The organism is Trichococcus sp. (genome assembly GCF_049684335.1).
Classification (GTDB): domain Bacteria; phylum Bacillota; class Bacilli; order Lactobacillales; family Aerococcaceae; genus Trichococcus.
In genome coordinates, this window is the sequence record NZ_JBAVFV010000024.1 from 1 (window position 1) to 26,512 (window position 26,512).

Consider the following 26,512-nt stretch of genomic DNA (forward strand, 5'->3'; position numbering starts at 1 on the left):
TAAATTCATCATTTTCTGTAATTCTTTCAACCAGTTGATTCTTTTGCTCTGTAAAATAGCTCACTATATCAGAATTATCTTTTGTATAACTTTTGTCTAACCAATAAGTAATATCAGAAATTACAGAAACGTATTTGGGATTATGCAAGTAAGTATTGGTAATATCTTTTACTGTATCGAGATCTAGCCGCTCTATTAGCTCAGCAATCATTACCGCAACTCTATCCTTCGTTCCTAATACTAAAAAACCTTTAGAATTTCCAAATTTGAAATAACTAGATAATACTTCTGTAATAAAATCACTAAGTCTTTTTATGTTTAAATCCTCAATGAAATAAGCAAAGTTAACAAAAAAATCAGTCTGAGTCTCTGATGGTAAGTCCGTTATAGAATTTACTAGTTCTGACATCGAAACTTCCGCTTTGTCAAATTCACTAACAAATATTTTCGTGTAGTCAATCACATTGGATTCATAGTTTGTATTTAAAGTAAAATACAAATCAAAAAACTTACTACTAGATATTCTTTTGCTTTTTTGTATTTCGATGTATTTAGAATCTTGTCTTCCGCCACGGATTAAAGTTTTATAATTTCTTTTAGTTCCATCAACAAAATTCTTTATTGTTGGAAATATTAAAGCTAGTAGGTCCCATTCATACGGTTTTTGAACTTGAAAATCATCAAAAAATTTATTGAATTCTAAATCATATTTTGAATCATCATACCATGAAAACTTTGCTCCAAATCCTCTATCTGTCGATATAAAATAATCAGAATTCATATATACTTTATTATATAGATTAAAATTGGAAAATCTAATAAATTCAATCACAAGAGTATCTAATAGGGAATTACATATATCGCGATTAAACACAGGAATGATTACAGAATTTAGAAACCTTTTAAATTCTCTTAACCCAATACCATTATTTGCTAGTATTCTAAGAAATGTGTCTAATTCTGATCTATTATACTTAATTTCTTTTCTACTAGCTATGGCATGGATAGTATCGCTATAAATCTGAAACAATGAATTTTCGTCAATCAGTGGAATTACTACTTTCTTTTGAACTAGCTTATCTAGATATCCGCTACTAATATTTATATAGTTAAGACCTTTTTCTAATTCTTCTTTGTCGTATGAAAGAATTACTACCAAGTTGCTTAAATTAAGAACATTTTGAATTATGTTTAATATCAACAAAACGTTCTCCGCCATCAGCCTATCTAAATTATCAATAATGAAAACTATTTTCGTATTATTTTTTTTCAGTAAGTTATTAATTTCATTAATGGTTTGCTCAGCATTCTCTTCGCTCTCTTTTTTGCCGAGTAATTGGATTGTTGAAAAATAGCTCTTTCCTAATACAAGTTTGGTAATAGAACGAATTACATTGTCAATCTCTTTATCAGGGATATCTAAACGGGAATTTTTAAGAATTTTTTTCAAAAGATTATTGAGTAATGCAAGCTTGTTCTCAGAAATCCACGGTTCAAAATCATCAATAATTATATAGTCATTTTCCTTATCTATTCGTTTAATAACATTTTTTATTAAAGTTGATTTTCCTGATCCCCATTTACCTTCGATACCAATAACAAACCGTTCTTCTGATTGATAGTTATTTATCCAATTGACTAAATCATCAACAATTAATCCTCTAGATAATAAATCATAATCAACATCTGCCTCTCTGATAAGAAACGGCTTATAAAAGTCTACTTTTCCTTCAATTACATCTTTCAAATCCACTACAACCGAATCAGTATGTTTGATTTTCCCACCAACTATTAAAATCCTACAAAAAATAGTGAATATCACTATCCCGACTATGTACATCACTAAATAGTTTTGAAGAGTCATATTTTCGTATCCCAGAAAAAATAATACTTGCACTATTAATAAAGCTGCAAATAGTATAACTAAAGCTTGGTCTAGTTTATTTATCAAAGGATGATTCAACATATTAAAAATTTTAAACTTTGCTATCAAAAATATACTTAATAATATAATAAAAAAAGTTGTTATATTTATGAAAGACACATCATAGTTACTCGTTATTTTTGATGGAATATTGCCATTATCTGTAATAAAAAAAAGAAATGCAATTACAATACTAAAGAAAAAGGAGTTAACAAAACCGTACTTCAAATTAAAAGAATTACTGTAGGTATTAAATTTACTGTAGAATTTTTTTTGATTACTCATTTCTTTAACCAACCACCTTTTTGCGTAATATAATTGCCTAGCATTATGTTATTATAACCCAATTTATGTTGCAATATCGATATTTCTGAAGAAATTCTTCCCAACACAAAAAAGCCAAGCTACATAACTTGGCTTTTTTTGCTACTTAACCCACTGATCCTTCCATCTCATACGCAATCAGTCTGTTCAACTCGACCGCATATTCCATCGGAAGTTCTTTGGTGAATGGCTCGACGAAGCCCATGACGATCATTTCGGTCGCTTGGGACTCGCTGAGGCCACGGCTCATCAGGTAGTAAAGTTGCTCTTCGGAGATTTTGGAAACTTTGGCTTCGTGCTCCAGGGAGACTCTGCCGTTGTGGATTTCGTTGAACGGAATCGTGTCGGAAGTGGAAATGTCATCCATGATGATCGTGTCGCATTCGATATGCGAGATTGATCCTTCCGATTTCTTGCCGAACTTCACTTGTCCGCGGTAGTTCACTGCCCCGCCATCTTTAGCGATCGACTTGGAGACGATCGAGCTGGATGTGTACGGTGCGTTGTGGATCATTTTTGCGCCGGTATCCTGCAGTTGGCCTTTGCCGGCGAAAGCTACGGAAAGCATCGTTCCTTTTGCGCCGCGGCCATTCAGGAATACGCTAGGGTATTTCATGGTCACTTTGGCACCTAGGTTGCCGTCGATCCATTCCATTGTCGCATTTTCCAGAGCTACTGCGCGTTTCGTCACCAAGTTGTAGACATTGGCTGACCAGTTTTGGATGGTCGTGTAGCGGCAGTAAGCATCCTTCTTCACGATGATCTCAACGACTGCGCAATGCAGGCTATCGGCCGAATAAGTCGGTGCGGTACAACCTTCAACATAGTGGACGCTGGCGCCTTCGTCGACGACGATCAGCGTGCGTTCGAATTGGCCGGAGCCTTCGTTGTTGATACGGAAGTACGTCTGCAACGGCACATCGCATTGGACGCCTTTGGGCACATAGATGAACGTGCCGCCGGACCAAGCGGCCGAATTCAAGGCCGCTTCGAAGTTATCCGTTGGCGGTACAACAGTGGCGAAGTATTCCTTGAAGATTTCTGGATATTCCTTCAGGGCAGTATCCGTATCGGTGAAGATGATGCCCAATTTCTCGAACTCATCCTTCATATTGTGGTAGACTGCTTCCGACTCATACTGGACCGTTACGCCGGCCAGATATGCGCGTTCGGCTTCAGGAATCCCGATCTTTTCGAAGGTTTCCTTGATTTCGTCAGGCACATCCTCCCAGGTTCTGGCAACTTTATCGGTGGCCTTCTGGAAGTAGGTGATTTCGTCGAATTTGAGTGTGGATAGATCCGGTCCCCATTTCGGCAACCCTGCTTTTCTGTATGCTTCCAATGACTTCAGACGGAAATCCAACATCCATTGCGGTTCATCCTTAGACTCGGATATTTCTCTGACGATTTCTTCAGTCATCCCTTTTCCGGTGGAATAGATGATTTTTGCGTCGTCATGAAAGCCAAATTTATAATCGTCAACTACTGGTACTTCGCTCATAAGATCTCTCCTTCATGCGGGGATTCCGCTTGTTCTTCCCCTTTTTCTTTTTTGTCTTGGAGAATCGCTCTTTCCAGAGCCTTCCAAGCCAAAGTGGCGCATTTGATGCGGGCCGGGAATTTCGCGACGCCGTTCAGGACGATTGCTTCGCCGAGGTGTTGCTCATTCGGCTCGATTTTGTCCTGGACCAGCAGGAAAAATTCTTCCGCTAAGGCCAACGCTTCTGCCTTCGTTTTGCCGATGACAACATCCGTCATCATGCTGGCGCTGGCTGTGCTGATGCTGCAGCCGTGGCCGGAGAATTTGGCCTGCTTGATGATGTCGCCATCCATCGCCAATTGCAACGTGATGACGTCGCCGCAGGTCGGGTTGTTCAGTTCGATCTGTTCGTCGGCGTTTTCCAAGGTGCCGTAATTGTGCGGATGACTGGAGTGGTCAAGAATGACATGGCGGTATAGGTTTTCTAATTTAGATAAAGCCATCTTTGAAAAACTCCTTTATTTTATGCAAGGACGCGATGAATTGATCGGCCTCTTCGAATGTGTTGTAGAAATAGAAACTCGCTCTGGCTGTCGAGGATACGTCCAAATACCGCATCAATGGCTGCGCGCAGTGGTGGCCGGCGCGGACAGCGATGCCTTCCATGTCGAAAGCCGTAGCCAAGTCATGCGGATGGACCCCATCAAGGTTGAAAGTGATGACGCCTGTGTGCTTTTCCGGATCGGCAGGACCGTAGACAGTGATGCCTTCGACTGCCTGCAGTTTCGGCAGCACGTAGCGCACCATTTCCTTCTCGTAGGCTTCGATGGCATCCATACCGATCGCTTCCAGATAGTCAACGGCAGCACCAAGGCCGATTCCACCGGCGATGTTCGGTGTGCCCGCTTCGAATTTCCAAGGCAGAACACTCCAAGTGCTCTCCTGATCGTAGACGAAATCAATCATTTCGCCGCCGAATTCGACAGGCTCCATCTTTTCAAGCAACGCTTCCTTGCCGTAAAGCACGCCGGACCCGGTAGGCCCCAGCATCTTATGGCCACTGAAAGCGTAGAAATCGGCATCCAATGCCTGAACATCGACTTTCATGTGCGGCGTCGATTGCGCGCCGTCCACGACGATGTAGCCGTTGTGCTGGTGGATCAATGCGGCCAGTTCCTTGATCGGGTTGGTGATTCCCAACACGTTCGAGGAGTGGCAGACCGCCAGGATTTTGCCTTTTGCAGTGATGACTTCGGCCGATTTTTCGACATCGACGAAGCCGTCTGCAGTCAACGGCAGGTAAACCAATTTGGCCTTCTTGCGTTTCGCCAACTGTTGCCAAGGAACCACGTTGGAGTGGTGCTCCATCGGCGTGATGTAGATTTCGTCGCCCTCTTCAACGATCAGATCGCCGAAGCCGACAGCAACCCAGTTCAGGCCGGTCGTCGTGCCGCGGGTAAAAAGAACTTCCTTCGTCGAAGCGGCATTGATGAAGCGGCGCAATTTTTCGCGGGCGGCTTCATAAGCTGAAGTCGCGCGTTCCGCCAACGTATGGACGCCGCGGTGGATATTGGCGTTGTCGAACTCATAATAGTGTTGGATAGCTTCCAGCACCTGTTTCGGTTTTTGTGAAGTGGCCGCGTTGTCCAGATAGATCAGCGGCTCGTCGTTCACGGTCTGGAAAAGGATCGGGAAGTCTCGTTTGATTTTTTTAGCATCGATCAAAGCTTCATCAACTTCCTTTCGATCATCTCCACCAAGCCGTCACGGATTTCTTTGACCGGGATGGCCGCGATGACCGTACCCAGGAATCCGCGGATGACCAGACGTTCGGCTTCTGCCTTAGGGATACCACGGGAAAGGAGATAGAACATTTCTTCCGGATCAACGCGTCCGACGCTGGCGGCATGGCCGGCTGTGACGTCGTTCTCGTCGATCAACAGGATCGGGTTCGCATCCCCTCTGGCGTTATCGGACAGCATCAGGACGCGGCTTTCTTGTTGCGCGTCAGCGCCCTTCGCACCTTTGATGATGTGTCCGATGCCGTTGAAGGTCAAAGTCGAACGGTCCATGATGACCCCGTGCTGCAGGATGTGGCCGATCGAATGCTTGCCGTAGTTCGTGACGCGGGTATCGATGCCCTGCACTTGTCTGCCTGTGGAAACAGCCACGACTTTGATTTCACTGTGGGAGCCGTCGCCGATCAGATCGGAATCGAAATCGGAGATGACATTGCCGTCGTTCATGACGCCGATTGCCCACTCGATGGAAGAATCCTTCAACAGGTGACCGCGGCGGTTGATGTAAACGGATGTGTTTTCGCCCATCGTGTCGACTGCCGAGAATTTGACTTGCGCGCCCGTTTTCGTGATGACCTCAACGATGATGTTGGCGCTGTTCTTTTCGTTGCCTTCGGTTTCGTAGCGCTCCACGTATTTGACTGAGCTGTTCACGTCAGCGACTAAAAGCACGTGTTTGACGAAGCTTTCCTTCACGTGGGAATTCTGGATGAACAGAGCTTCCAACGGCTCTTCGATGACGACGTTCTTCGGTACGTAAAGGAAGACGCCGCTGTTCATGAAGGCTGTGTGGAAAGCGGTGAAACGGTCTTCTTCCGGCTTCACGGCTGTCGTCATGTAGTATTCTTGGACCAGTTCAGGATAATCCTGAGCGGCTGTATATAAGTCGGTGAAAATGACGCCTTGATCGATCAAATGCTGTGGCAATTGCTCCATCAGCGTCACATTTCCGTATTGTACGATTTTCGGTGTGTCGCCCAAGTCGTATTGGAGTCCTTGACTGTTCACTAATTCTTCGCCATATGCACCGGCAGAGATGGTTGTGTCAAGGAGCGGCCAACGGTGGTAGCTGATGCGTTCCATCAATGGGAAAGCCTGCTCTTCGTATTTTTCTAGCCATTCCAAACGTTTCGTGCGCATCCATTCCGGTTCTTCCTTTTCAATGGAAAACAGGCGAACCGCATCCAACAAGGACGTTTTTTCTTCGTTCAGCATGTGACGTCCTCCTATTCTTCATCCAAATGGATATCTAGACCTAATTCGTCGCGGATGCCGCGGTAGCCTTCCGCTTCCAGACGTTTCGCCAAGCTGGCGTCGCCGGATTTCACGATGCGGCCGTCCATCATGACATGGACGAATGTAGGATGTACATAATTCAAGAGACGTTGGTAGTGGGTGATGATCAGGACGCCGAAGTCAGGACCGGCCATCAGGTTCACGCCTTTGGAAACGACTTTCAAAGCGTCGATATCCAAACCGGAGTCGATTTCGTCAAGGATCGCGAATTTCGGTTCGATCATCATCAATTGCAGGATTTCGTTGCGTTTCTTTTCTCCGCCTGAGAAGCCTTCGTTCAAATAACGTTCAGCCATTTCTTCCGGCATGTTCAGGATTTCCATTTTTTCGTCCAATTTCTTGATGAAGTTCATGACCGAAATTTTGTCGTCTTCCGGGCGGCGGGCATTGATGGCCGCGCGCATGAATTCAGCGTTTGTGATGCCGGCGATTTCGCTTGGATATTGCATCGCCAGGAACAGGCCTGCGCGTGCGCGTTCGTCGACTTCCATTTCCGTCACATCTTGGCCGTCCAAGAGAACTTGGCCTTGTGTGATTGTATAGCTCGGATGACCCATGATTGCTTGTGACAAAGTCGATTTACCTGTACCGTTCGGCCCCATGATGGCATGGATTTCACCGGTGTTCATCACCAGGTTGACACCCTTCAAAATTTGTTTATCCTCAATGGAGACATGCAGATCTATTATTTCTAAAGTAGACATAAATTAACTCCTCACAATCTATATATTTTAATCGAACCTTCATTATTGACACTACGACTATTTTAACCCAATTGAAAACGTTTCGCAATGGAATCATTATGAAAACCCCATTAATCAACGATACTTTTTTTCAATTTATAATCATTATAAACTATCGACCGATTTTGTCCACCAATAAGAACGATTCTTTCCCATATTCTCAATTATGATGTAAAATGGTAAAAATCAGTCAATAACGAAAGGAAGACAACATATATGAGACCATTGATCGGCATAACCGGCAACCAATTACTGGAAGCTGTCCCGGCTTTCTCAGGAATATCCGTCGCCTACACCCCCATCGGATTCGTGAAAGGGGTCCAAGCCGCGGGAGGCAATCCGCTGATCATTCCGATCGGCGCGCCCGAAACGGCAGCGGACTATATCGCCAAAATCGACGGGCTATTATTGACGGGCGGACAGGATGTTTCCCCGAATTTTTACGGCGAAGAACCGAGCCTGCACATCGGCGCGACCTTCCCTTTGCGCGATGACTTTGAAATGGCGCTTGTGGAGGAAGCCTTGAAACAGAAGAAACCGATTTTGGCGGTGTGCCGCGGCCTGCAGATTTTGAACGTCCAGATGGGCGGCAGCCTGTATCAAGACCTTGCGCATGAATATCCAGAAATGCGCATCCAGCATCAGCAGAAGACCGACTTCAAATATGCGACCCACTCCGTCATCGTGATGGAAGGCAGCCACCTCCACGGACTCGTCGGTGAAAAACTGTCGGTGAATTCCTTCCACCACCAAGCCTTGAAAGTCGTCGCCAAGGGCTTGCAGCCTGTCGGATACAGCCCAGACGGTCTTGTTGAAGCCGTCGAAGCGACGGATCCGGAACAAAGCATCCTTGCCATCCAGTGGCACCCGGAGACAATGATACCGGAAGCCAAAAATATGCGCCTGTTCTTTGAGGATCTGGTGGCGCGGTCTGCGCGCTAGGAGGATGTCAGCTAGCTAGTCGGGTTTCGGGCCTCAGCTCCGGCGAGGATTCCTTCGCCGGAGCTGGGGGCAGAAAGGTTTCGCGTCCTCTGGTAAGACAAACCTCGCCGGAGGACGAACGGTATAATCAATCTGTCCTCCTGCCAAGATTCTCTCGCAGGAGGACAGATCAATCTGGGGCCGGCTCCTCCGGCCAAACCGGCCTTCGCCGGAGCAAAATCAAAACAACAATAAAAGGCAAGCATTCGGACTCGATGTCCGGCTGCTTGCCTTTTTATCTTTTTACATTCGTTTACAGTCCGGATTCATTCTGCAGAGCTTGGAAAGCTTCCTCGGAAACATCCGTCAGTTCGACGATCCAGTTCACTGCTGCATCGTTGCTGTTCAGGTTCTCGGGATTGTTTTCCAGCGCTTCGTTGACGGCAGTGATTGTGCCGGCCAATGGAGAACCCAGGTCAGTCATTGCTTTAGCGGCTTCGACGCCGATAAGTGTGTCGGTCGTTTTGATTGCTCCTGTTTCCGGCAAGTCGATGAAGCTGACTTCGCCCAGGTCATCCTGGCCTTTTTCGGATAGGCCGATGATGTACTTGTCCGCTTCCTTCTTGATCCAGAAGCCGTTTTCGCTGTATTTCACTGTGTTTTCAGACATCTTATTTTCCTCCTTCGCTTATTTCCAGGTAGTAGTTAATTTTTCTTCGTCGTGGCCGACCGCAATTTGCGTGCCGTCCGTTACGAAAGGCCGACGGATCAGCATACCGTCCGATTCGAGCAGGTCCAACGCTTCTTCAATATCCATGCTGTCGAGTTTATCCTTCAGTTGCATTTCCTTGTAGAGGTTGCCGCTCGTGTTGAAGATGCGGCGAAGCGTCAAATTGCCGGATGCGATCGCTTGGCGGATGCTTTCCCGATCCGGGCGCTCTTCGCGGATGTCCTTCAATTCGTAGGCGATGCCCTCTTCGTCGAACCAAGCGCGGGTCTTTTTGCAGGTCGAGCATTGGGGATGTTGGTAAATTGTGATCATGCAATTGCCTCCTTGAGTTGGGTTTAGGGTCAGTTTCCGAAATGTTCGTCCTCGTCCGAGAACATGTAGCTGCGGTAATGGTAACGCATCGACATGACCAGTCCGATCCCGAGCATATTGCCGAGGAGAGCCGAGCCCCCTTGCGAGATGAACGGCAATGGGATACCGGTGATCGGCAACAGCCCGATCGTCATGCCAATATTTTCCAATACGTGGAACAGGATCATCATGATGACGCCCGTCGCCATGTAGGCATAAAATTCATTTTTCGTATCGAAACAGATGCGGATCATCTGATAGATCAGCAGGAAATAGATGAAAATGAGAAAACACCCGCCGATGAAGCCAAAATTCTCGCCGATCGTGGAGAAGATCATATCGGACACGCGCACCGGCACGTAGACTTCGGAAACACCGAGGCCTTTTCCGAACAGTTTGCCTGATCCGATCGCTTTCATGCTTTGCGCCAATTGATAGGCATCCCCAGTACTGTCCCCGAATGGGTCGAGCCAGGAATCGATCCGGGCAAATTGGTAATTCTGGAAACCGAAATTCAGGAGCGCATCGCGGTTGTAGACAACCAGGTAGATGAGCAACGATCCGAGGGCCCCAATCGTCCCGAATACCGGAAGCAGGATTTTCCAGGATACGCCGGAAAGGAACGTCATGCCGATGATGATTGCCAGGAACACGAGTGTCGTCCCGAGGTCATTCTGCAGGATAACCAACAGAAGCGGCGGTGCCGACCACATGGCGATTTTCAGCAGCAAGTTCATGTCAGTCTTTTCAGTCCGGTCATCGATATGCATATTGTGCTCAGTGATGACGCGTGACAGCATGATGATGAGAGCGACCTTCACGACCTCCGAAGGCTGGAAAGTGACGGAACCGAATCGGAACCAACTTTTCGCCCCTTGCAGTGCATATGTGTTGCGGTCATAGAAGATCAGGACTAGGAACAGCAGCAAGACGCCCGCTCCATATGCAATCGGCGCGACTTTCCATAATTGTTCGGAATCGAAATGCATCACGATGGCCGCGGCGATGATGCCGATGCCGTACCAAACGAGCTGCATGATGGTCGTACCGATTCCACCGTCCGTCTGCAGGACAGTAGTTGAATAAATCGTCAGGACGCTGATGATGGCCAGAAGGAACACGGACAGGATAATGCCGTAATCGATCTTCGAAACATCCGCATTCTGCGTAGTTTGTTGATTTCGCATGATTAAATCCTTTCTTTCAAAAACAATGGGCGTACTATCTATTCATTATATAGAAACTTCGCCAAAAAAAAAAAGGCGAGGAGGTTTAAAAAAACCTAAACCTCTCTGCCTCGTCATTCCGGATTCAATCATATGTCTGCTTGTTTATTCCCTTGGATGCGCAGTTTTTTTCGGATCAGGCGCCGTTTCAAAGATTGTTCGTTGACGGTCAACGCCAATGCGTTCTTCGAATAACGGATCGCATAGCGGCTCTCTTCCTTCAAAACAATCGGCAACGGTCGGAAATAATGGTACAGCATCACATTGAGGAATCCGCCGAGGATCAGCACCGTCCCCATCAGATACAGCCACAACAACAGCGTGATCACGACCCCGATCGCACTGTTTCCGATGGCTTGGCTTCCCGCGACTCCGACATAGAAGGAGAACAGTTGCGAAATCAACAGCAAGCCGATTGTTGCGAACGCTGCACCCGGCACCGAAAATTTGATGGACCAACGCACATTCGGCACCACATAATAAATGACCGTCATGATGATGCCGATAATCAGGAAGGCTCCGATCCAGCGGACATTTTCGAAGGCGGTGATGAAGTCCAACTGGATAGAAAAGAACTCCTCGAAGAAATCCCGGATGTATCTCCCGAACATGAACAGGAAGGCGACAAACGCAATCATAGCGACCAACAGAAAGGCGATCACGAACGAAAAGATTCTATGGACGATGAAATTCTTCCGCATCTTCGTATTGTAAACTTGATTCAAAACGTTTTGAAAGACATTGAACGCCTTGGAGGCTGTCCAAATCGACAGCACCAGCCCGAATGAAACCACTTCGCCGCTTCCACTAGATAAATATTGTTCCAGTATCGGTGTGATCGTGTTGCTGACTTCCAGCGGGAAGGCCATCCCCACGTAGAGCAGCACCTGCTCACGCGGCACCGGCAACAACGGAATGATGTTCCCCAACAATAACAGTGTAGGAAGCAGTGCCAACAGCATATAGTAGGCCATCTCAGCCGACTGCCGCCCGATTTCCATCCGGCCCCAATGTTGTTGGAACAAGAAGATGATTTGGCGAATCTTAGGATTTTTGATGTATTTCCTTAGTACATTCATTACTTTTTCCTCCCGCCAAGTTCTATAGGTTAATCATAGACAAAAGTGGCTGTGATTGCCACAGATAAGCATCGATTGTGATTGTGCTCGTGATCCGCCCTGCTCCGGGGAAGGCCGTTCTCGCCGGAGATGGAGACTACAGAAAAATGTCACCTCCGAGCGCGGCGGCTTCGCCGGAGTTCGCCTGCCGGATTATGCCTCACCTCCTGCCAGCATTCGCTCGCCGAAGCTGGTCGCTGGCGAGCAACCTGTCCTCCGGGTAGCACACTTCTCACCGGAGCTACCGCTCACCCCCAGCAGTCACCAACTCAAAAAAAGCAGCCCTCCGTCAGCACTTAAGCGTAGGGAGAGCTGCTTTCCTGTCAAATGAATTAGTCTACTTTCACGATCCAACCTTCCGGCGCTTCTAAATCGCCGAATTGAATGCCAGTCAGTTCTTCATACAATTTGCGCGTCACAGGTCCGACTTCTGTTTCGGAATTGAAGACATGGAAATTGTCACCGTACTGGATGCCGCCGATTGGAGAGATGACTGCGGCTGTACCACAGGCGCCGGCTTCGCTGAAGCCATCCAGCTTATCGATGAAGACATCGCCTTCCTCGACTTCCATGCCCAAGTGGTGCTCAGCCAAATACAACAAGGAATATTTGGTGATGCTCGGCAAGATCGATGGTGATTTTGGAGTCACGAAACGGTTGTCCTTCGTGATCCCGAAGAAGTTCGCGGAGCCCACTTCTTCGATCTTCGTGTGCGTAGCTGGATCCAAGTAGATGCAGTCGCTGAAGTTGCGATCATGTGCTTCTTTACCAGGCAGCAAGCTGCTAGCGTAGTTTCCGCCGACCTTGGCTGCACCCGTACCGTGCGGAGCAGCACGGTCGTAGTCGGACACGATGAAGTTCGTCGGTGTCAAGCCGCCTTTGAAGTAAGGGCCTACCGGCATCGCGAAGATGGAGAAGATGTATTCGGTCGCTGGGCTGACGCCGATATTGTCGCCGACACCCATCAAGTAAGGGCGCAGATAAAGCGTGCTGCCGGTGTTGTATGGCGGCACCCATTTTTCATTGGCTTTGACGACCGCTTTAGCCGCTTCGACAAATTTTTCCACCGGAAATTCAGGCATCAACAAGCGTTGGCAGCTGTTGATCATTCGCTTGGCATTTTCGTCCGGACGGAACAGGTTGATGCTGCCGTCTTTTGTGCGATACGCCTTCATCCCCTCGAAGCAGGATTGGCCGTAGTGCAGTACCGGTGAGCCTTCGCTGATGTGGACTTTGTTGTCAGTCGTCATTTCGCCATCGTCCCATTTTCCGTCTTTCCAATAAGAAATGAAGCGGTAATCCGTCTTGATATAAGTGAATCCTAGATTTTCCCAATCGATGTTCAACGCTTTTTGTTCTTCTGTCTGTGTCATTTCTGTCATCCAAACCACTCCATATCTATATTATTTATCAGAATTAACGATGAAAAAAAAGAATGAGCCTATGTGATTAGGCTCATTCTTTAATGAGAGCCCAATGAAACGGAAAGAGGACTCTACTTGTAGTAAGTAAGAATCCTGGGCTAAATCACTTTTAGAATGACTAGGGCATCGAATGAGAACGACGCTTTCTTTTTGTTTTGTAACGTACACATTCCGAAAGTCGCATCCATTCTCATTCTCCCCTTCTGTTTGTTAGATTATGATGTAATTCTATGCTTGTATCTAATAAATGTCAAATGCTTTTTTCATCATTTTGTAATGTAACGTTTTATGTCAATCAGAAAATCATTTCGGCAAGCGGTACGACGCCGGGAAAGCTTGCTGGATCAAAGCGATATCCTCCGCATCCAAACGGACTTCTGCAGCCTCGAGGTTCTCGAGCACTTGCTGTCGGTTACGTGCGCCCGGAATAACGGCGTCGACGACATCCTTGGACAAGTAGTAGGCCAAAACGATATTCTGCAACCCGGTCCGGTGCTTCTTAGCGAGCGGTCGGATCTGATCCACGCGTTTCAGAATATCCTGATAGGTATCACCTTGGAACTGCGGACGCTGCTGTTGTTTCTCCGACAGGGCCGAAGCTTCTGTGTACTTGCCGGCCAACAGCCCCGACGCGAACGGGAAGTACGGGATGAAGGAGATGCCCTGTTCGCGACAATAAGGGAATAGCTTCTCTTCGGCCGACTGATTCAGTAGGTTGTATTCATCCTGGACAACGTCGATGTAGCCGTTGGCGTTGCCTTCTTTCAGCTGCTCCAGGTTGAAATTGGAGACGCCGATAGCACGGATCTTCCCTTGTTCCTTCAGTCGATGCAGCGCGCCGACAGCTTCGGCTTTGGGTGTCTTTTCATCGGGAAAATGGATGTAGTAAAGGTCGATATGATCGGTCTGCAGACGTCTCAGGCTGTTCTCGACCTGCTCCGTCAGGAAAGCTGGATTGTTGTTCAGGACGATGCCGGATTCGGTCACCTCGTGCGCGCCTTTTGTGGCGATGACCACGTTATTGCGCAGGTTGTGTTCCTTCAGCGTTTTGCCGATGATGGTTTCGGAAGTGCCCATTCCATACATGAACGCCGTGTCGATGAAGTTAAGTCCTTTGTTGATCGCGCTCAGCAGCACGTCGCCGCCGTATTCGGTGTTCGTTTCCGGATCGGCTGCGGCAATCTTGTTCGCCCCCAGCCCAATCGGATGGATCAGTAGGTCGGTTCTTCCCAATTTCACAAGTTCTGTCATCTCGTTTCCCCTTTCCTTACCTGTTTTCATTCATTTATTTTTTGTCAAGATGGACCCGTTTGGACCAGAAGCCGCCGTGGATAAATTTCGGATCGTATGAAACCATGAAAGCTTTCGGATCGATTTCCAATACTTTGTTCTGAAGATGGCGTTCGGCTTTGCGTGTCAGCAGAATTTCGAGCACAAGGCGCTCACCGTCCCTCCCGTGGGCTCTGTAGCTGGAGACTCCGTAGCCAAAATCGCGCAGTTGGTTCGGCATCGGGCTGTCCACGTCTTGCGTCATGACGGTGATCATTGTGTACCCAAGCGCGAGCAAATCCTCAATTTTGATGCCGATAGCGATGCCGGCGCCGTATCCGAGCGCATAGGCAGCCAGATTGAGTGGATTGTCCAGACTGTTCATGACCATCGACAGACCCAAAACGTAGATGACGATTTCCACCATACTCAATAGTGGCGCCAAAACGCGGTAGCCTTTTATCGTCAACATGAAGCGGATCGTGTTCATCGTCACATAGCTAAGACTGATCGCGAATATTTTCGCCAATAATCCCAAATCGAAAATGATCATCACCCTCTTCCTTTTGATTCAAACCTACCCTTTTAGTACTGGGCAGGATGGCGGGTGTATTCCCCTGTTACGATATCCATTTCCAACAATTCCCCGGTCGTTCCGTTGTAACGGTAAAACCCAACAGAGCTGGCTACATCTGCGCCGTTTTCGCGGACGTTGATGGTTACTTCATTGCCCTCGACCGATTCCACGATGAACAAGTACACATCGCTTTCGACATATCCTGTCAATTGCGTGATTGTTTGTTTCGCTTCAGTGATCAGAGTTGCCTCAGCGGTCGTTGGGGCAGTATCGGTTGTTGTTGCCGAATCCGGCGTGGTACTGCTCGCGGAAGGCGTTTGTACCTGTACGCTCTCAGCCGCTTCCTGACTGCTAGCTCTTGAAACCGCTTGATTACTCGCTTCAGTCGTGGTTTGTGAATCTGAGACCTGCGACGTGCTTGTCGCCGCCTCTGTAGCTGTCGTGTCTGTTGCCGGGTTTTGGCACGCGACAAGCAGCCATGCTGTTGACCCTAAAAGAAATGCGGATAATCTTTTCTTTTGCATAATTTCCCCTCTTTCATCCAGTATGTGATTCTATTGTACCTTTTTTGCGGAGAAAATGCTTTTCCCACCCATCAACTTAATCGAACCTTTACAATTTTATTGGATGCGGGGCAATATTGCAGCAGTTCATCTGGGTTGCCCGCTTCAATCAAATTTGGCAAAAAGCGGCTGTCGGAGAAGCGCAGTGCAAACTCGCCCTCAGCTCCGGCGATGCTTTGTTCGCCGGAGGAGACCGGTAATAAAAGGCCCCTCCTCCGAGAAGGCTTCTGCTGGTCGGAGGAGAGCCTTTGGATGCGGTCCTGTCCTGCGGCGGAACCCCCATCACCGGAGGACGACAATTGTTATGTGCCCCAAACCAAAAAGGCACCCGGTTAAGAGCGCCTTTCCGTATATTCATTCTGAATGCTCGTCGACCAGCAAAAGTTGTCTAGCCCTTCAGCCCTTCCTTTTCGAGGATCAGGTCGTAGCAGGCGATTCCCTGCAGCAGCACCTTCTCGTCGAAGTTGAAGCGACTGCTGTGGAGCGGGTGCGTCCAGCCCATGTCGGGACGTCCGGTACCGAGCAGGATGAAGGCGCCGCGGATGCTTTCTTGGTAGAAAGCGAAGTCCTCGGCCAGCATCAGTGGTCTGACGACTTCGTAGGCATCGGCCGGCAACGCGTCCATCAACGTGCCGATCATTTCAGCATCGTTTGTGACTTCCGGATAGAAATCGCGGATATCCAATGTGCAGATGACACCGCTCATGCGCTCGATGCCTGCACAGATGTCGGCAAGGCGATCCTTGATGGAAGCATAGACCGCCTTATCGTAGCTCCGGATCGTCCCGGTCATCTCGGCTTTTCCGGCCACGATATTGCGGGCTTCCCCGGCATGCAGCGTGCCGATGTTCACGACAGCCGGCTGCAAGGGATCAAGGTCGCGGGCCAGAATGTTCTGGACCGAGAGAAGGATCTGCGCGGCGGCGATCAAGGCATCCTTGCCGAAGTGCGGCTGCCCGGCATGCGAGCTGACGCCCTCAAGCGTGATGTCAAATTCGCCGTTGCGCGCCATCAAAGGTCCCTTTGCCAAGCCCAGGATGCCTTCTGGCAGACTCGGATACAGATGGTAGCCATAGATTTTTTTGACCTGCAGCTCCTGCAGGATGCCGGAATCCATGATCCACTTCGCGCCGCCCGGACCTTCTTCAGCCGGCTGGAAGACCAAAACGACGGACTTTTCCAAAATCGGCAGGGACTTCAGGTATTTCGCGAAACCCAACAACAAGGCCATGTGCCCATCGTGGCCGCACGCATGCATTTTGCCCGGATGAAGGGAAGCGAAATCCGCTCCTGTTTCCTCGGTTACCTCAAGGGCGTCCATGTCCGCACGGAAAGCGACTGCTTCCGGGGATTTGCCCTTCAGGACGGCTACCCATCCCGTTTCGGCGGTGCTGATCGGTTCATAACCGAACGACACCAGCTTTTGGCGGACGTATTCCGAAGTCAACGGCAGATCGAAACCGATTTCCGGAATCTGGTGGAGCTCCCTTCGGATCGTCTTCACCGTATCATATAATTCTGCAATCTGCATGCTGTTCACCTGGTCCCTCCGCGTGTATTTATTAGTCTCTTAAGTCAGCCAATAATTGGGTTTTTTCGCTTGTCTGAGCGTCCTTCATCTTCACGATTTTAGCAGGGGATCCCGCAACAACCGCGTTAGCCGGTACGTCTTCCAATACGATTGCGCCAGCTGCGACAACAGCGCCTTCGCCGATGTGCACGCCTTCGATGATGACTGCGTTCGCGCCGACCAAAACACCGTCTTCGATGATGACTGGTGATTTCGAAGGTGGTTCTAGAACACCTGCAACCACTGCGCCTGCTCCGATGTGGCAGTTTTTGCCGATTGTGCCACGTGCGCCGACAACCGCGCCCATGTCGATCATTGTGCCTTCGCCGATGATTGCGCCGATGTTGATGACCGCACCCATCATGATGACGGCACTCTTGCCGATCGTAACGTGATCACGGATGAATGAACCAGGTTCGATGCGCGCTTCGATTTTGGTGGTATCCAACAATGGAATCGCGGAATTGCGTCTGTCGTATTCCATGACATGATCTTTGATCTTATCTTTGTTTTCTTCCAAGAAAGGATAAATCGCTGCAGCGTCACCGAAGACTGTATAGCTGTCTCCGCTTCCGAAGAATTTCAAGCCTTCGTAGACAGGGTTTTCGAAATCCCCTTTGATGTATAGTTTTATAGGTGTTTGCTTTTCGGCAGCCTTGATGTAAGCCGCGATTTCGTAAGCATCTGTCAATAATAGTTCGCTCATTTTGATGTTTCCTCCCAATCATTTTTTCTGTTCCAACATGCCCATTATAGCATGCCAGCCTGTGTTTGCCCTATGCGGCGGACGGCCGTTTGTTCCTGAAATGCAAAAAAAAATAGCGGTAAGCGAGTGCTTACGGCTACGGAGACCTGCATTCGCCCAACCAAGCTAAAGCGCAATCCATTGTCATCGGGCAACGACAATGGAACAGCCCCACATTTGTTCAACCTGGGTCCAGCATCTGCATGCTTCGGCGACCGTCCCTTTCCCTTGCGGTACTCTTGACCAGCCGCGACCTCTTTTTGCTTGGCGATTTATTTATTTTTCTAATCGTACACTTATCCGGCAAACCTGTCAACAGCTCCGAGGCAGAAGTGTACTTACGCTTGGTTTTTAAGTGTTTAGGGGACGCCCAACTTGGCACAGGCGGGGCTCCGGATCGGAAATTTCCGGGAAGGATCGGCCAACCCTATGTGAAAACGCTCATTAAACTCGTAGATTTCTAATTTTCACCCTAGAGTAATCAACTTTGCATAGAAATACGACTGCAATCGTGTTATGTTATTTTCATGCTATTGGACGTCAGCAATCGGTTGACGCATGTTCGACTATACATTGATTAAGGATATTTCATCCGGAGGAGATAAACTATGAGCAGAGAAACGAACCGTTTTGTAAAGCAACTGAAAGGATCGCCCATCCGCAACTTCGACGCCGCCATCAGCGATGTGAAGGATCTGATCCGTTTCACGATGGGGGAGCCTGATTTCGATACGCCGGATTTCATCAAGGCAGCAGCCGCAGAGGCGCTGAACCAGAATCAAACCCACTACGCCCCTTCCGCCGGCGTTCTTGAGACCCGCAGAGAAATCGCAAAATTCATGGAGCGGAAATACGATTTGCATTACAATGCGGATACCGACATCATCCTGACTGTTGGTGCTACGGAAGCGATCACTTCGTCGATGTTCGCGCTGATGAATCCGGGCGACAAGGTGATCATCCAATCGCCGGCTTTCCCCCAGTATGAATACGTTACGCATCTGGCAGGCGGGCACAGCGTCAAGATCGACACATCCGAGACCGGTTTCCTGATTACGCCGGAGGACCTGACAGCGGCGTTGGATGCGAATCCGGAAACGAAGATGATTGTGCTGACCTACCCGAACAACCCAACCGGCGCCACTTATACGAAAGAAGAAGTCGAAGCTTTGGCAGAGGTCATCAAGAAATATGATGTTTTTGTACTCAGCGATGAGATCTATAGCGAACTGACCTACGACGGCAGTCATACCTCAATCGCCAAGTACATCCCTGAGCAGTCCATCGTCATCAACGGCACTTCGAAAAGCTATGCGATGACCGGTTGGCGCGTTGGCTTTGTCGCTGCCCAAGCGGACCTGATCCGCGAAATTTTGAAATATCACCAAAGTCTTGTCACTTGCGGCTCCACACCTTCGCAAATAGCGGCTGGCGTTGCTTTCCGCGATGGTGATGAAGCGACTGCCACGATGAAAGCTGCCTACCTCAAACGCAGGGACATCTTGTTGAAAGGTCTGACGGCGGCCGGTATGAAGATGAACAATCCGGACGGCGCCTTCTACCTGTTCCCGCGCATTCCGGAGCAGTACGGCAATGACGATTGGAATTTCTGCATCGATCTGGCCCGCAAAGCAGGCGTCGGCGTCATCCCTGGATCGGCTTTCGGCGAATCCGGAGCCGGTTATTTCCGCATGAGCTATGCCGCCAGCGACGAAAACGTCATCGAAGGCTGCCGACGGATCGTTGCATTTCTGGATGAATTGAATGCGAAATAAGTGAATGAATGTTTGACCGCACAATCGGGTGATTGTGCGGTTTTTTTGTTGGGTCTAGATTCTTGATCGTTCCTCCGGCCAACATCTCCTTCCCCGGAGGAAAAGCCGCCCGCCCATCTCCACAGCAAAAAGAAGCACGAACCGGCAACAAGCCGGCGCGCACTTCTTTCATTTAATCACGTTAATAGCTTACTCAGCAACCATTGCTTCGGCTTCCATTTCGCGGATCGATTCCGCGACTTTCACCATCATCGAGCATTCCACGCGTTTGCGGAACAGGTCGCAACTGAATTCATAATTGCCTTTCAAAGAACCTGTCGCATGCAGCGAATTCGCAGGGCAGCCGCCGCTACAGTACAATTTAGCCCAGCAATCCTGGCATTCCGGTTTGGAATAGCAGTTGACTTCCTTGAATTGGCCTTGCAGTTCCGGTTTGGTTACGCCATCCCAGATGTTGCCCAGGCTGAACTCTTCATCACCCACGAACTGGTGGCAAGGGAATATTTCGCCCCAAGGAGTGACAGCCATGTATTCCGTTCCTGATCCGCAGCCGGAGATGCGTTTCTGGATGCACGGGCCTTCGGAAAGGTCCAGCATGTAGTGGTAGAAAGTGAAGTCGTTGCCCTCTTCGCCGCGCTTCAGCATTTCTTCAGCCAAGATTTCATACTGTCTGTACAGTGCCGGAAGATGTTCCTCCGTCAAAGCGTAAGGTTCGGAAGGATCGCAGATGACCGGTTCCATCGACAGTTTGTCGAATCCGAGATTTGCAACGTGGAAAATATCGTTTGTGAAATCGACGTTATTGCCTGTGTAAGTGCCGCGGACGTAGTATTCCTTGTCGCCGCGCCCTTCCACGAATTTCTGGAATTTCGGCAAAATGTAGTCATAGCTGCCTTTTCCGTTAACAGTACGGCGCAGACGGTCATGGATTTCCTTGCGTCCGTCCAAGCTCAAAACGACATTGTACATTTCTTTGTTCAGGAACTCATTGATTTCGTCGTTCAAAAGCATCCCGTTCGTTGTGAAAGTGAAACGGAAAGTCTTGTTGGACTCCTCTTCCTTGCTGCGCGCGTACTCGACGATCTGCTTTACCACGCGCCAAGCCATCAACGGCTCGCCGCCGAAGAAGTCGACGTCCAGGTTGCGATGGAAACCGGAATTTTCAAGCAGGAAATCGATTGCTTGCTTTCCGACTTCGAATTTCATGATCGCTCTGTCGCCATTGTACTTGCCTTGGCTGGCGAAACAGTAATCGCAAGTCAAATTACAAGTATGCGCCACGTTCAGGCAAAGAGCCTTCACGAATGTTTGGCGGTTCTTCAAATCGATGGAAAGGTCTTGGTACAAGTCTTCCGTGAACAATTCCCCGTTGGCCTTCAATTCTTCGACATCCGACAGCGTATCGCGGATTTCCGTTTCGTTGATTTCAGGGTCGTTCGCGTATTGTTCCAGCATCATCGTAACGATTTCTTCGACCGGCGTTGCTTCGTACAGCGCGATGATGTCGAAGGCAAGGTCGTCCACGACATGCACGGCACCGCTGTAAGTATCCATTACGATATTGTATCCGTTCAGTTTATATTGATGAATCATTTCGGTTTCAAACTCCTTTTTTGTCCATAAAATTGCCGCCCAACTGGAATCAGTTGGACGGACTCTTTTTTTACTTAGCTGCTTGTCTAGGGTTCACACAGCTTTGGTTAGCGATTCCGCAAGAAGTTTTGCATGCGGATTGGCAAGATGTTTGGCATGCTCCGCAGCCGCCGTGTTTGGCAGTATCCTTCAGGTTGCGGGTGCTTAATGTTACGATTCTTTTCATAACGACATCTCCTCTGAAATAGGTTAAGGAAGCATATTGCTTGACAGAAAAATGCTTCCTTTGTGAATTATTTTACCAACAAATTGTTAGTCCGTCAATCTACCGACCTATCAGCATAGTGACCGTTTTTATAAAAATCGTGATTCATCCAATAACTATCAAAATGTAAGTTAGTGAGCAAGTCTTTCGTGATGCATAATTCGGATATTTTTCGGAAGCCCATCGGCATCGCTGTAGACCTTTGTCCCCTTTTCCAATAGCGTGTGGATTTGGCGAATAAACCCGTCATTGATCCGTTCCCCAGGCACAAGCAACGGGATTCCGGGCGGATAGGCCCAGACGTATTCGGCTGCTGTTTGCCCTATCGCGTTTTCAATCGGGCAATCTATTTTTTCTGATTCCAAGGCCTGCCAGATTTCGCATTGCTTTTCGGGTAATGCGAAAAATAATATCCCGTCGTTCTGCGAGTGCTCCCCATTCAACGAGTCGAGCGTGCGGTCGATGGCCAACAACGCATCAGCCAACGCATCCATAGCGGCATCGGTATCGCAGACGCTGGTCATCGCCAACGCATGATCACCGTATGCCATCTCCATTTCGATATGATGATAGCTCCGCAACGTTTCAGAAAGTTCCTGTCCGGTCAAGCCGGTTCCTTGCGCAGAAATCAGGATTTTGCCTTGGTCGAAGGCGAAAAAGGTTGGATGCGTCGACGGATTATCGTTCCCGTGGCACAGCACCATGAGATGCTTCAGTTGCTCCATTTTTTTCGAAAAGTCGGTTAACCTTTGATTGTAACTTTCGAATAAGTGCTCCCCTTCGTCCTTCAGCAAGCGGAAACAGCGGTCGATCGAAGCCATCAGCACATAGGACGGCGAACTGCTTTCGAAGATGGCGAGTTGCCGGGACATTTCTTCCGGCCTCACCAGACTGCCGTTTAGATGAGCCAACGACGTCATCGTCAACGAAGGCAAAGTCTTGTGCAAACTCTGGATCACGATATCGGCACCGAGTGCAGTCGCGCTGGTTGGGAAATGTTCCGAGTAATTGAAATGCGAGCCATGCGCCTCGTCGACCATCAACGGAATCCCTTGCGCATGACAGATATCGGCAATCGCCGATATGTCACTGACTACCCCTTCGTACGTCGGCGAAGTCAAAACGACCAACTGCGTATCCGGATGCTTGGTCAGCGTATCGGCGATGTTTGCCGTTGAAATGCCTCCATGGATTCCGAATGTTTCATCCAATTCCGGCATCAGATAGACAGCCTCCAATCCGAAAAGTTCGATCGCATGATAGACAGATTTGTGGCAATTCCGTGCGACCGCAATTTTGCCCCCACGTCTCGTCGCAGCGCGGATCCCAGCCAGGATGCCGCAGGTGCTCCCGTTCACTAGATAATAAGAACGTTTGGTGCCATAGAAGACTGCTATTTCTTCCATATATTCATTGAGGATGCCGCTCGCGCCGTGCAGATTGTCGAAGCCTTCTATTTCTGTAATGTCGATGTTGTAAGGCAGATCTGTTCCGAGCAGCGCAATGTTCCGCTTATGCCCTGGCATGTGCATGGGGATGCTGTCGGACGCCGCATGTGCTTTCAGTCTGTCCAGCAAATAAGGTTGCGTTGTATGTTTGTCCATTAGTTTGTCCTTTTCCTGGTGATATAGTTCTGCCTCCATTATAGCAGAGGGAAAAAGCATCCAAACGTAAAAAATGCCCGTTCTCACTCTTTATCGTGAGAACGGGCATTTTTCAGCATTTATTCATTTAACTGAGCTTGACGCGGAACAACCCGCCAGCCAGTTCCTCTTCCGTCTCGCCGTCCTTCGCGGTCGTGATGTAGAGATACTCCAGATTCTTGCCGCCCAGACAGCAAGACGTCGCATTCTTCACAGGCATCCGGATTTCCTCAAGTTTTTTGCCGGTCTCAGGGTCCCATTTGCAGACTTTGCCGCCGCCGTATTGCGCCACCCAGATCATCCCGTCCTGGCCCACGCACATGCCATCCGGATTGCTGCCGTCGGTGATTTCGACTACATATGCCTCAAAGGTCGCTTCGCCTGTTTTTGTATCATAAGCATACCTGCCCACTTTTTTAGTCGGCGTGTCTATGAAATAGAGTGTCTTCCCATCCAGTGACCATCCCATACCGTTGGCCAACGTGAGGCCATCCAAAACCGTGCGGACAGTTCCGTCCTTTTCGATGGCGTACAAAGCAGCTTCCCCTTCATAGGTATCGTCATAGCCCATCGTCCCGACAAGCAGGCGCCCTTTCGGATCCAACTTTCCATCGTTGTAGCGCATCCGTTCGTCTTTGTGAGCCTTTGCCACCAGTTGCTTCTCCTTCGTCCGAGGATTGATGCGGAAAATACCGGACTTTTCGGCTTCCAGAATCATCCCCTCCTGATCGAGCACGGCGCATCCGACCGGCCCATCGGTCAAGTAGGTCCGCACCTCAACTGTTTCCGGGTTGATGGCATAAATCATGTTGTTTTCGATTGAAACGCAATAAAGCAAGCTGTTCTCCGAATCCCAGTGCGGCCCTTCCAACAATGTCGACCCCGCATAGAAAACCAGTTCCGGTTTCCTCACCTTAGCCTGTTCTGATTTCTTTTCCATGTTTCTCCACCTCATATTCCTGTGTCATTTATGGTTTCAGTATATAACAACAAAAAATACATTCCAATTGGTAGGATTACACGGACAGCTCAGCTCATTTGGATGCGCCCGATTTTTTGTTATGCTCTGAAAAATGCTATACTTTATATGACTGTTCGAGGGTAGCAATTCTTCTGAACACATCTCGTCTAAAGGAGAATGGCCATGGAAGAACGCAATACGCTTCTGATCAATCAGAGCACCATCAAGGAATTATTGGATATTGCAGATTTCAACAATCTCGTGCATCAGACATTTCAGGGACTCGGTGACGGCACGGTCATCAACCCGACAAAATTGACGCTTGATCTGGGTGAAACTGGCGGTTACCCGCCGTACGAAGGATTCATGAACGCAATGCCGGCCTACATCGGCTCGCAGGATATCGCCGGCTTGAAATGGGTCGGAGGTTTTTTGGGCGAGCGCAAAGCTGCCGGACTGCCCTATATCACCGGGATGATTTTGCTGATCAATCCGCATTTGGGAACTTTCACTGCCGCACTCGAAGGCGCTTATATCACCAACATGCGCACCGGGGCTCAGACCGCAAACGCATTGCGGTATTTGCTCAAGAAGCCGACCGTAACAATCGGCCTCTATGGGGCCGGGATGCAAGCCAGCACCAATATCCGGGCAATCGCGGATCTGTTCGACATCACTGAATTGATTGTCTGGAACCACAGACGCAGCACAGCGGAAGCATTTGCCGAAAAAATGCAGCACTACGTCAAAGGCTACATCCGCATCGTCGATGATCCCCAGGAAGCCAGTCAGACCGAGGTCCTCATCACCGTCACGCCAGCGCAGACTCCCCTCATCAAAGCGGAATGGATTAAAAAAGGCACCATCATTTTTCCGATGGGATCTTTCCAGGAAATCGAAGATGCACTCATCCTGAAGGCGGACAAAATCATCGTTGACCATGTAGAGCAAGCTCTTCATCGCGGAGCTTTGAAAAAACTGACGGGTGAAGGAAAACTGTCTGAAAAAAATATTTTTGCGACTCTGGGTGAATTGGCAATCGGAAAGAAAGATGCAGGCGACCTTTCGCAGGACATCACCATCTGCATCCCGATCGGCACCGGAGCGATGGATGTCGCGATCGCCGGTGAAGTTTACCGAAGAGCACTCGAAAAAGGAATGGGCTACGCCTTTAATTTTGAAGCATAAAAACAAAGAACGAACAGGAGGTTTTTTTATGAATACCAACAACATCGAAAAACAAAACAGCCATTTGGACCTGCAGGATCAAGCGGTGCAGGATATTTTCGCGCTTTATCAGGATTATCCGGAAGTGCCTTTCATTTCCGAAAAACGCGACAAGGAAGGTTGGCTTAATGCTGTCCGGATCGGTTCGGAACAGCTGGTACCCAAACGCAACGTTGTCCGTTTTGAGGAAGATATCCTGCCGGGTCATCTGATCCTGTTGTGGCGCATCCAATTCGGTACATTCACGAACGAGAGCGTTTATCCGAAATATTTCGAATACAATTACGGCATCAATGGCCCTCAAGCGTTGGAAGAAGTAATAGAAAAAGGCTATGCGGTGGAACTATCGGCGATCGATTCGCTGGATCACCTGAACGCAGCCAGCCTGAAAGCCATCCTGAAACATTATGAAGTCGCAGGCTATTCCAAAATGAAGAAACCAGAATTGATGGAGCTAGCGAAACAGAAATTGAGCGAAGAACAACTGGCATCACAGTTCGTGCTGAGGGGATACCGCATTACTCCCGAAGGTGAAGCGATCCTGGCAAAATATCCCGAGGTTGTCGACCGCCATCCGAAGAAAAAGTACTGATGAAACACAAACAAGCATCCAGAATTAAAATTCTGGATGCTTGTTTGTGTGCATTCCTCCGACGAGGAGTTGCTTCATCGGAAGATCGCTGATTTAATGGGTTCGGATCTCCGGTCAACGCAGCTAGACCGGAAATTCGATATCTGATTATAGTTGTTGCTCCGATGAAAGCTGCCCAACCGAAGCTAGGATGACAAAAAAGAACGAAAAAAAGAACCTGATCCTAAGACCAGGTTCCTATAAGTTTAATTTTGAATTAAGCTTTGTTTACGTTTGTTGCTTGAGGTCCACGGTTACCTTCTTCGACGCTGAAAGTTACTGCTTGTCCTTCTTCTAAAGATTTGAAACCTTCAGATTGGATAGCTGAGAAATGTACGAATACATCGTCTCCGTTTT

At 48.6% G+C, this 26,512-nt stretch carries 26 protein-coding genes and 1 riboswitch; of the genes, 5 read left to right on the top strand and 21 right to left on the bottom strand.

The features are described from left to right. The 6 genes from WBM30_RS04840 to sufC all read right to left on the bottom strand — a co-directional run. The coding region (locus tag WBM30_RS04840) for a P-loop NTPase fold protein (protein ID WP_424899631.1) at positions 1-2,209 on the bottom strand (2,209 nt) is incomplete at its 3' end. A gap of 145 nt (positions 2,210-2,354) precedes the next feature. Next, positions 2,355-3,749 carry a Fe-S cluster assembly protein SufB gene (gene sufB / locus WBM30_RS04845; RefSeq protein ID WP_086986508.1) on the bottom strand — a complete coding sequence of 465 codons (1,395 nt, stop codon included), beginning with the start codon at positions 3,747-3,749 and terminating at the stop codon, positions 2,355-2,357. After that, positions 3,746-4,231 carry a Fe-S cluster assembly sulfur transfer protein SufU gene (gene sufU / locus WBM30_RS04850; RefSeq protein ID WP_424899632.1) on the bottom strand — a complete coding sequence of 162 codons (486 nt, stop codon included), beginning with the start codon at positions 4,229-4,231 and terminating at the stop codon, positions 3,746-3,748. The genes sufB and sufU overlap by 4 nt, the downstream gene beginning before the upstream one ends. Continuing rightward, complete coding sequence (locus WBM30_RS04855; protein WP_424899633.1) at positions 4,218-5,453, bottom strand: cysteine desulfurase; 1,236 nt, start codon at positions 5,451-5,453, stop codon at positions 4,218-4,220. Before WBM30_RS04855 ends, sufU begins: the two co-directional genes overlap by 14 nt. Continuing rightward, the gene (gene sufD, locus WBM30_RS04860; protein WP_140185135.1) at positions 5,450-6,742 is read right to left on the bottom strand and encodes a Fe-S cluster assembly protein SufD; all 1,293 of its coding nucleotides are present in this window, start codon (positions 6,740-6,742) and stop codon (positions 5,450-5,452) included. Before sufD ends, WBM30_RS04855 begins: the two co-directional genes overlap by 4 nt. Before the next feature lie 11 nt (positions 6,743-6,753). Further along, positions 6,754-7,527, bottom strand: a complete 774-nt coding sequence (gene sufC / locus WBM30_RS04865; RefSeq protein ID WP_086629058.1) for a Fe-S cluster assembly ATPase SufC — start codon at positions 7,525-7,527, stop codon at positions 6,754-6,756. A 255-nt stretch (positions 7,528-7,782) separates the two neighbouring features. Between sufC and WBM30_RS04870 the strand changes: the two genes are divergently transcribed. Beyond that, the gene (locus tag WBM30_RS04870; RefSeq protein WP_424899634.1) at positions 7,783-8,508 is read left to right on the top strand and encodes a gamma-glutamyl-gamma-aminobutyrate hydrolase family protein; all 726 of its coding nucleotides are present in this window, start codon (positions 7,783-7,785) and stop codon (positions 8,506-8,508) included. A gap of 292 nt (positions 8,509-8,800) precedes the next feature. Here WBM30_RS04870 and WBM30_RS04875 read toward each other — a convergent pair whose 3' ends face one another. The 8 genes from WBM30_RS04875 to WBM30_RS04910 all read right to left on the bottom strand — a co-directional run bounded on the left by WBM30_RS04875 (position 8,801) and on the right by WBM30_RS04910 (position 15,706). Then, positions 8,801-9,157 carry a glycine cleavage system protein H gene (locus WBM30_RS04875; protein WP_424899635.1) on the bottom strand — a complete coding sequence of 119 codons (357 nt, stop codon included), beginning with the start codon at positions 9,155-9,157 and terminating at the stop codon, positions 8,801-8,803. An 18-nt stretch (positions 9,158-9,175) separates the two neighbouring features. Next, positions 9,176-9,529 carry an arsenate reductase family protein gene (locus WBM30_RS04880; RefSeq protein ID WP_424899636.1) on the bottom strand — a complete coding sequence of 118 codons (354 nt, stop codon included), beginning with the start codon at positions 9,527-9,529 and terminating at the stop codon, positions 9,176-9,178. Positions 9,530-9,558: 29 nt separating this feature from the next. Further along, positions 9,559-10,755 (bottom strand): FtsW/RodA/SpoVE family cell cycle protein, encoded by a 1,197-nt coding sequence (locus tag WBM30_RS04885; RefSeq protein WP_424899637.1) that lies wholly within the window; start codon positions 10,753-10,755, stop codon positions 9,559-9,561. A gap of 128 nt (positions 10,756-10,883) precedes the next feature. After that, positions 10,884-11,873, bottom strand: a complete 990-nt coding sequence (locus WBM30_RS04890; RefSeq protein WP_424899638.1) for a YihY/virulence factor BrkB family protein — start codon at positions 11,871-11,873, stop codon at positions 10,884-10,886. 371 nt (positions 11,874-12,244) lie between these two features. Then, entirely contained in the window at positions 12,245-13,285 is a 1,041-nt protein-coding gene (locus WBM30_RS04895; RefSeq protein WP_424899649.1) for a branched-chain amino acid aminotransferase, read from the bottom strand. Between the two features lie 354 nt (positions 13,286-13,639). Then, a complete protein-coding gene (locus WBM30_RS04900; protein WP_424899639.1) occupies positions 13,640-14,587 on the bottom strand; it encodes an aldo/keto reductase in 948 nt (315 codons plus the stop codon). 34 nt (positions 14,588-14,621) lie between these two features. After that, positions 14,622-15,155: a DUF2179 domain-containing protein gene (locus tag WBM30_RS04905; protein ID WP_424899650.1), complete on the bottom strand. Its 534-nt coding sequence runs from the start codon at positions 15,153-15,155 to the stop codon at positions 14,622-14,624. 35 nt (positions 15,156-15,190) lie between these two features. Next, on the bottom strand, positions 15,191-15,706 hold the full coding sequence (locus WBM30_RS04910; protein ID WP_424899640.1) for a hypothetical protein: 516 nt from the start codon (positions 15,704-15,706) through the stop codon (positions 15,191-15,193). Positions 15,707-15,822: 116 nt separating this feature from the next. On the opposite strand from WBM30_RS04910, the gene WBM30_RS04915 reads away from it, so the two are divergent. Beyond that, positions 15,823-15,945 carry a hypothetical protein gene (locus WBM30_RS04915; protein ID WP_424899641.1) on the top strand — a complete coding sequence of 41 codons (123 nt, stop codon included), beginning with the start codon at positions 15,823-15,825 and terminating at the stop codon, positions 15,943-15,945. A gap of 188 nt (positions 15,946-16,133) precedes the next feature. On the opposite strand, the gene WBM30_RS04920 is transcribed toward WBM30_RS04915, so the two are convergent. Continuing rightward, entirely contained in the window at positions 16,134-17,276 is a 1,143-nt protein-coding gene (locus tag WBM30_RS04920; RefSeq protein WP_424899651.1) for a M20 metallopeptidase family protein, read from the bottom strand. Positions 17,277-17,307: 31 nt separating this feature from the next. Then, positions 17,308-18,021, bottom strand: a complete 714-nt coding sequence (gene dapD / locus WBM30_RS04925) for a 2,3,4,5-tetrahydropyridine-2,6-dicarboxylate N-acetyltransferase (protein ID WP_424899642.1) — start codon at positions 18,019-18,021, stop codon at positions 17,308-17,310. A 160-nt stretch (positions 18,022-18,181) separates the two neighbouring features. After that, positions 18,182-18,327: riboswitch (Lysine riboswitch) on the bottom strand. A gap of 341 nt (positions 18,328-18,668) precedes the next feature. Between dapD and WBM30_RS04930 the strand changes: the two genes are divergently transcribed. Next, on the top strand, positions 18,669-19,835 hold the full coding sequence (locus WBM30_RS04930) for an aminotransferase class I/II-fold pyridoxal phosphate-dependent enzyme (RefSeq protein WP_424899643.1): 1,167 nt from the start codon (positions 18,669-18,671) through the stop codon (positions 19,833-19,835). A 189-nt stretch (positions 19,836-20,024) separates the two neighbouring features. On the opposite strand, the gene scfB is transcribed toward WBM30_RS04930, so the two are convergent. From scfB to WBM30_RS04950, 4 genes are all read right to left on the bottom strand, one after another. Next, positions 20,025-21,428 carry a thioether cross-link-forming SCIFF peptide maturase gene (gene scfB / locus WBM30_RS04935; RefSeq protein ID WP_424899644.1) on the bottom strand — a complete coding sequence of 468 codons (1,404 nt, stop codon included), beginning with the start codon at positions 21,426-21,428 and terminating at the stop codon, positions 20,025-20,027. A gap of 70 nt (positions 21,429-21,498) precedes the next feature. Beyond that, the gene (scfA, locus tag WBM30_RS04940; RefSeq protein WP_084253821.1) at positions 21,499-21,654 is read right to left on the bottom strand and encodes a six-cysteine ranthipeptide SCIFF; all 156 of its coding nucleotides are present in this window, start codon (positions 21,652-21,654) and stop codon (positions 21,499-21,501) included. Positions 21,655-21,824: 170 nt separating this feature from the next. Then, positions 21,825-23,297 carry an aminotransferase class I/II-fold pyridoxal phosphate-dependent enzyme gene (locus tag WBM30_RS04945; protein ID WP_424899645.1) on the bottom strand — a complete coding sequence of 491 codons (1,473 nt, stop codon included), beginning with the start codon at positions 23,295-23,297 and terminating at the stop codon, positions 21,825-21,827. 127 nt (positions 23,298-23,424) lie between these two features. Next, positions 23,425-24,276: an SMP-30/gluconolactonase/LRE family protein gene (locus WBM30_RS04950; RefSeq protein WP_424899646.1), complete on the bottom strand. Its 852-nt coding sequence runs from the start codon at positions 24,274-24,276 to the stop codon at positions 23,425-23,427. A gap of 204 nt (positions 24,277-24,480) precedes the next feature. Between WBM30_RS04950 and WBM30_RS04955 the strand changes: the two genes are divergently transcribed. Further along, positions 24,481-25,485, top strand: a complete 1,005-nt coding sequence (locus WBM30_RS04955) for an ornithine cyclodeaminase family protein (RefSeq protein ID WP_424899647.1) — start codon at positions 24,481-24,483, stop codon at positions 25,483-25,485. 28 nt (positions 25,486-25,513) lie between these two features. Next, positions 25,514-26,116 carry a hypothetical protein gene (locus tag WBM30_RS04960; protein WP_424899648.1) on the top strand — a complete coding sequence of 201 codons (603 nt, stop codon included), beginning with the start codon at positions 25,514-25,516 and terminating at the stop codon, positions 26,114-26,116. A gap of 256 nt (positions 26,117-26,372) precedes the next feature. On the opposite strand, the gene WBM30_RS04965 is transcribed toward WBM30_RS04960, so the two are convergent. After that, the coding region (locus tag WBM30_RS04965; protein WP_424899652.1) for a cold-shock protein at positions 26,373-26,512 on the bottom strand (140 nt) is incomplete at its 5' end.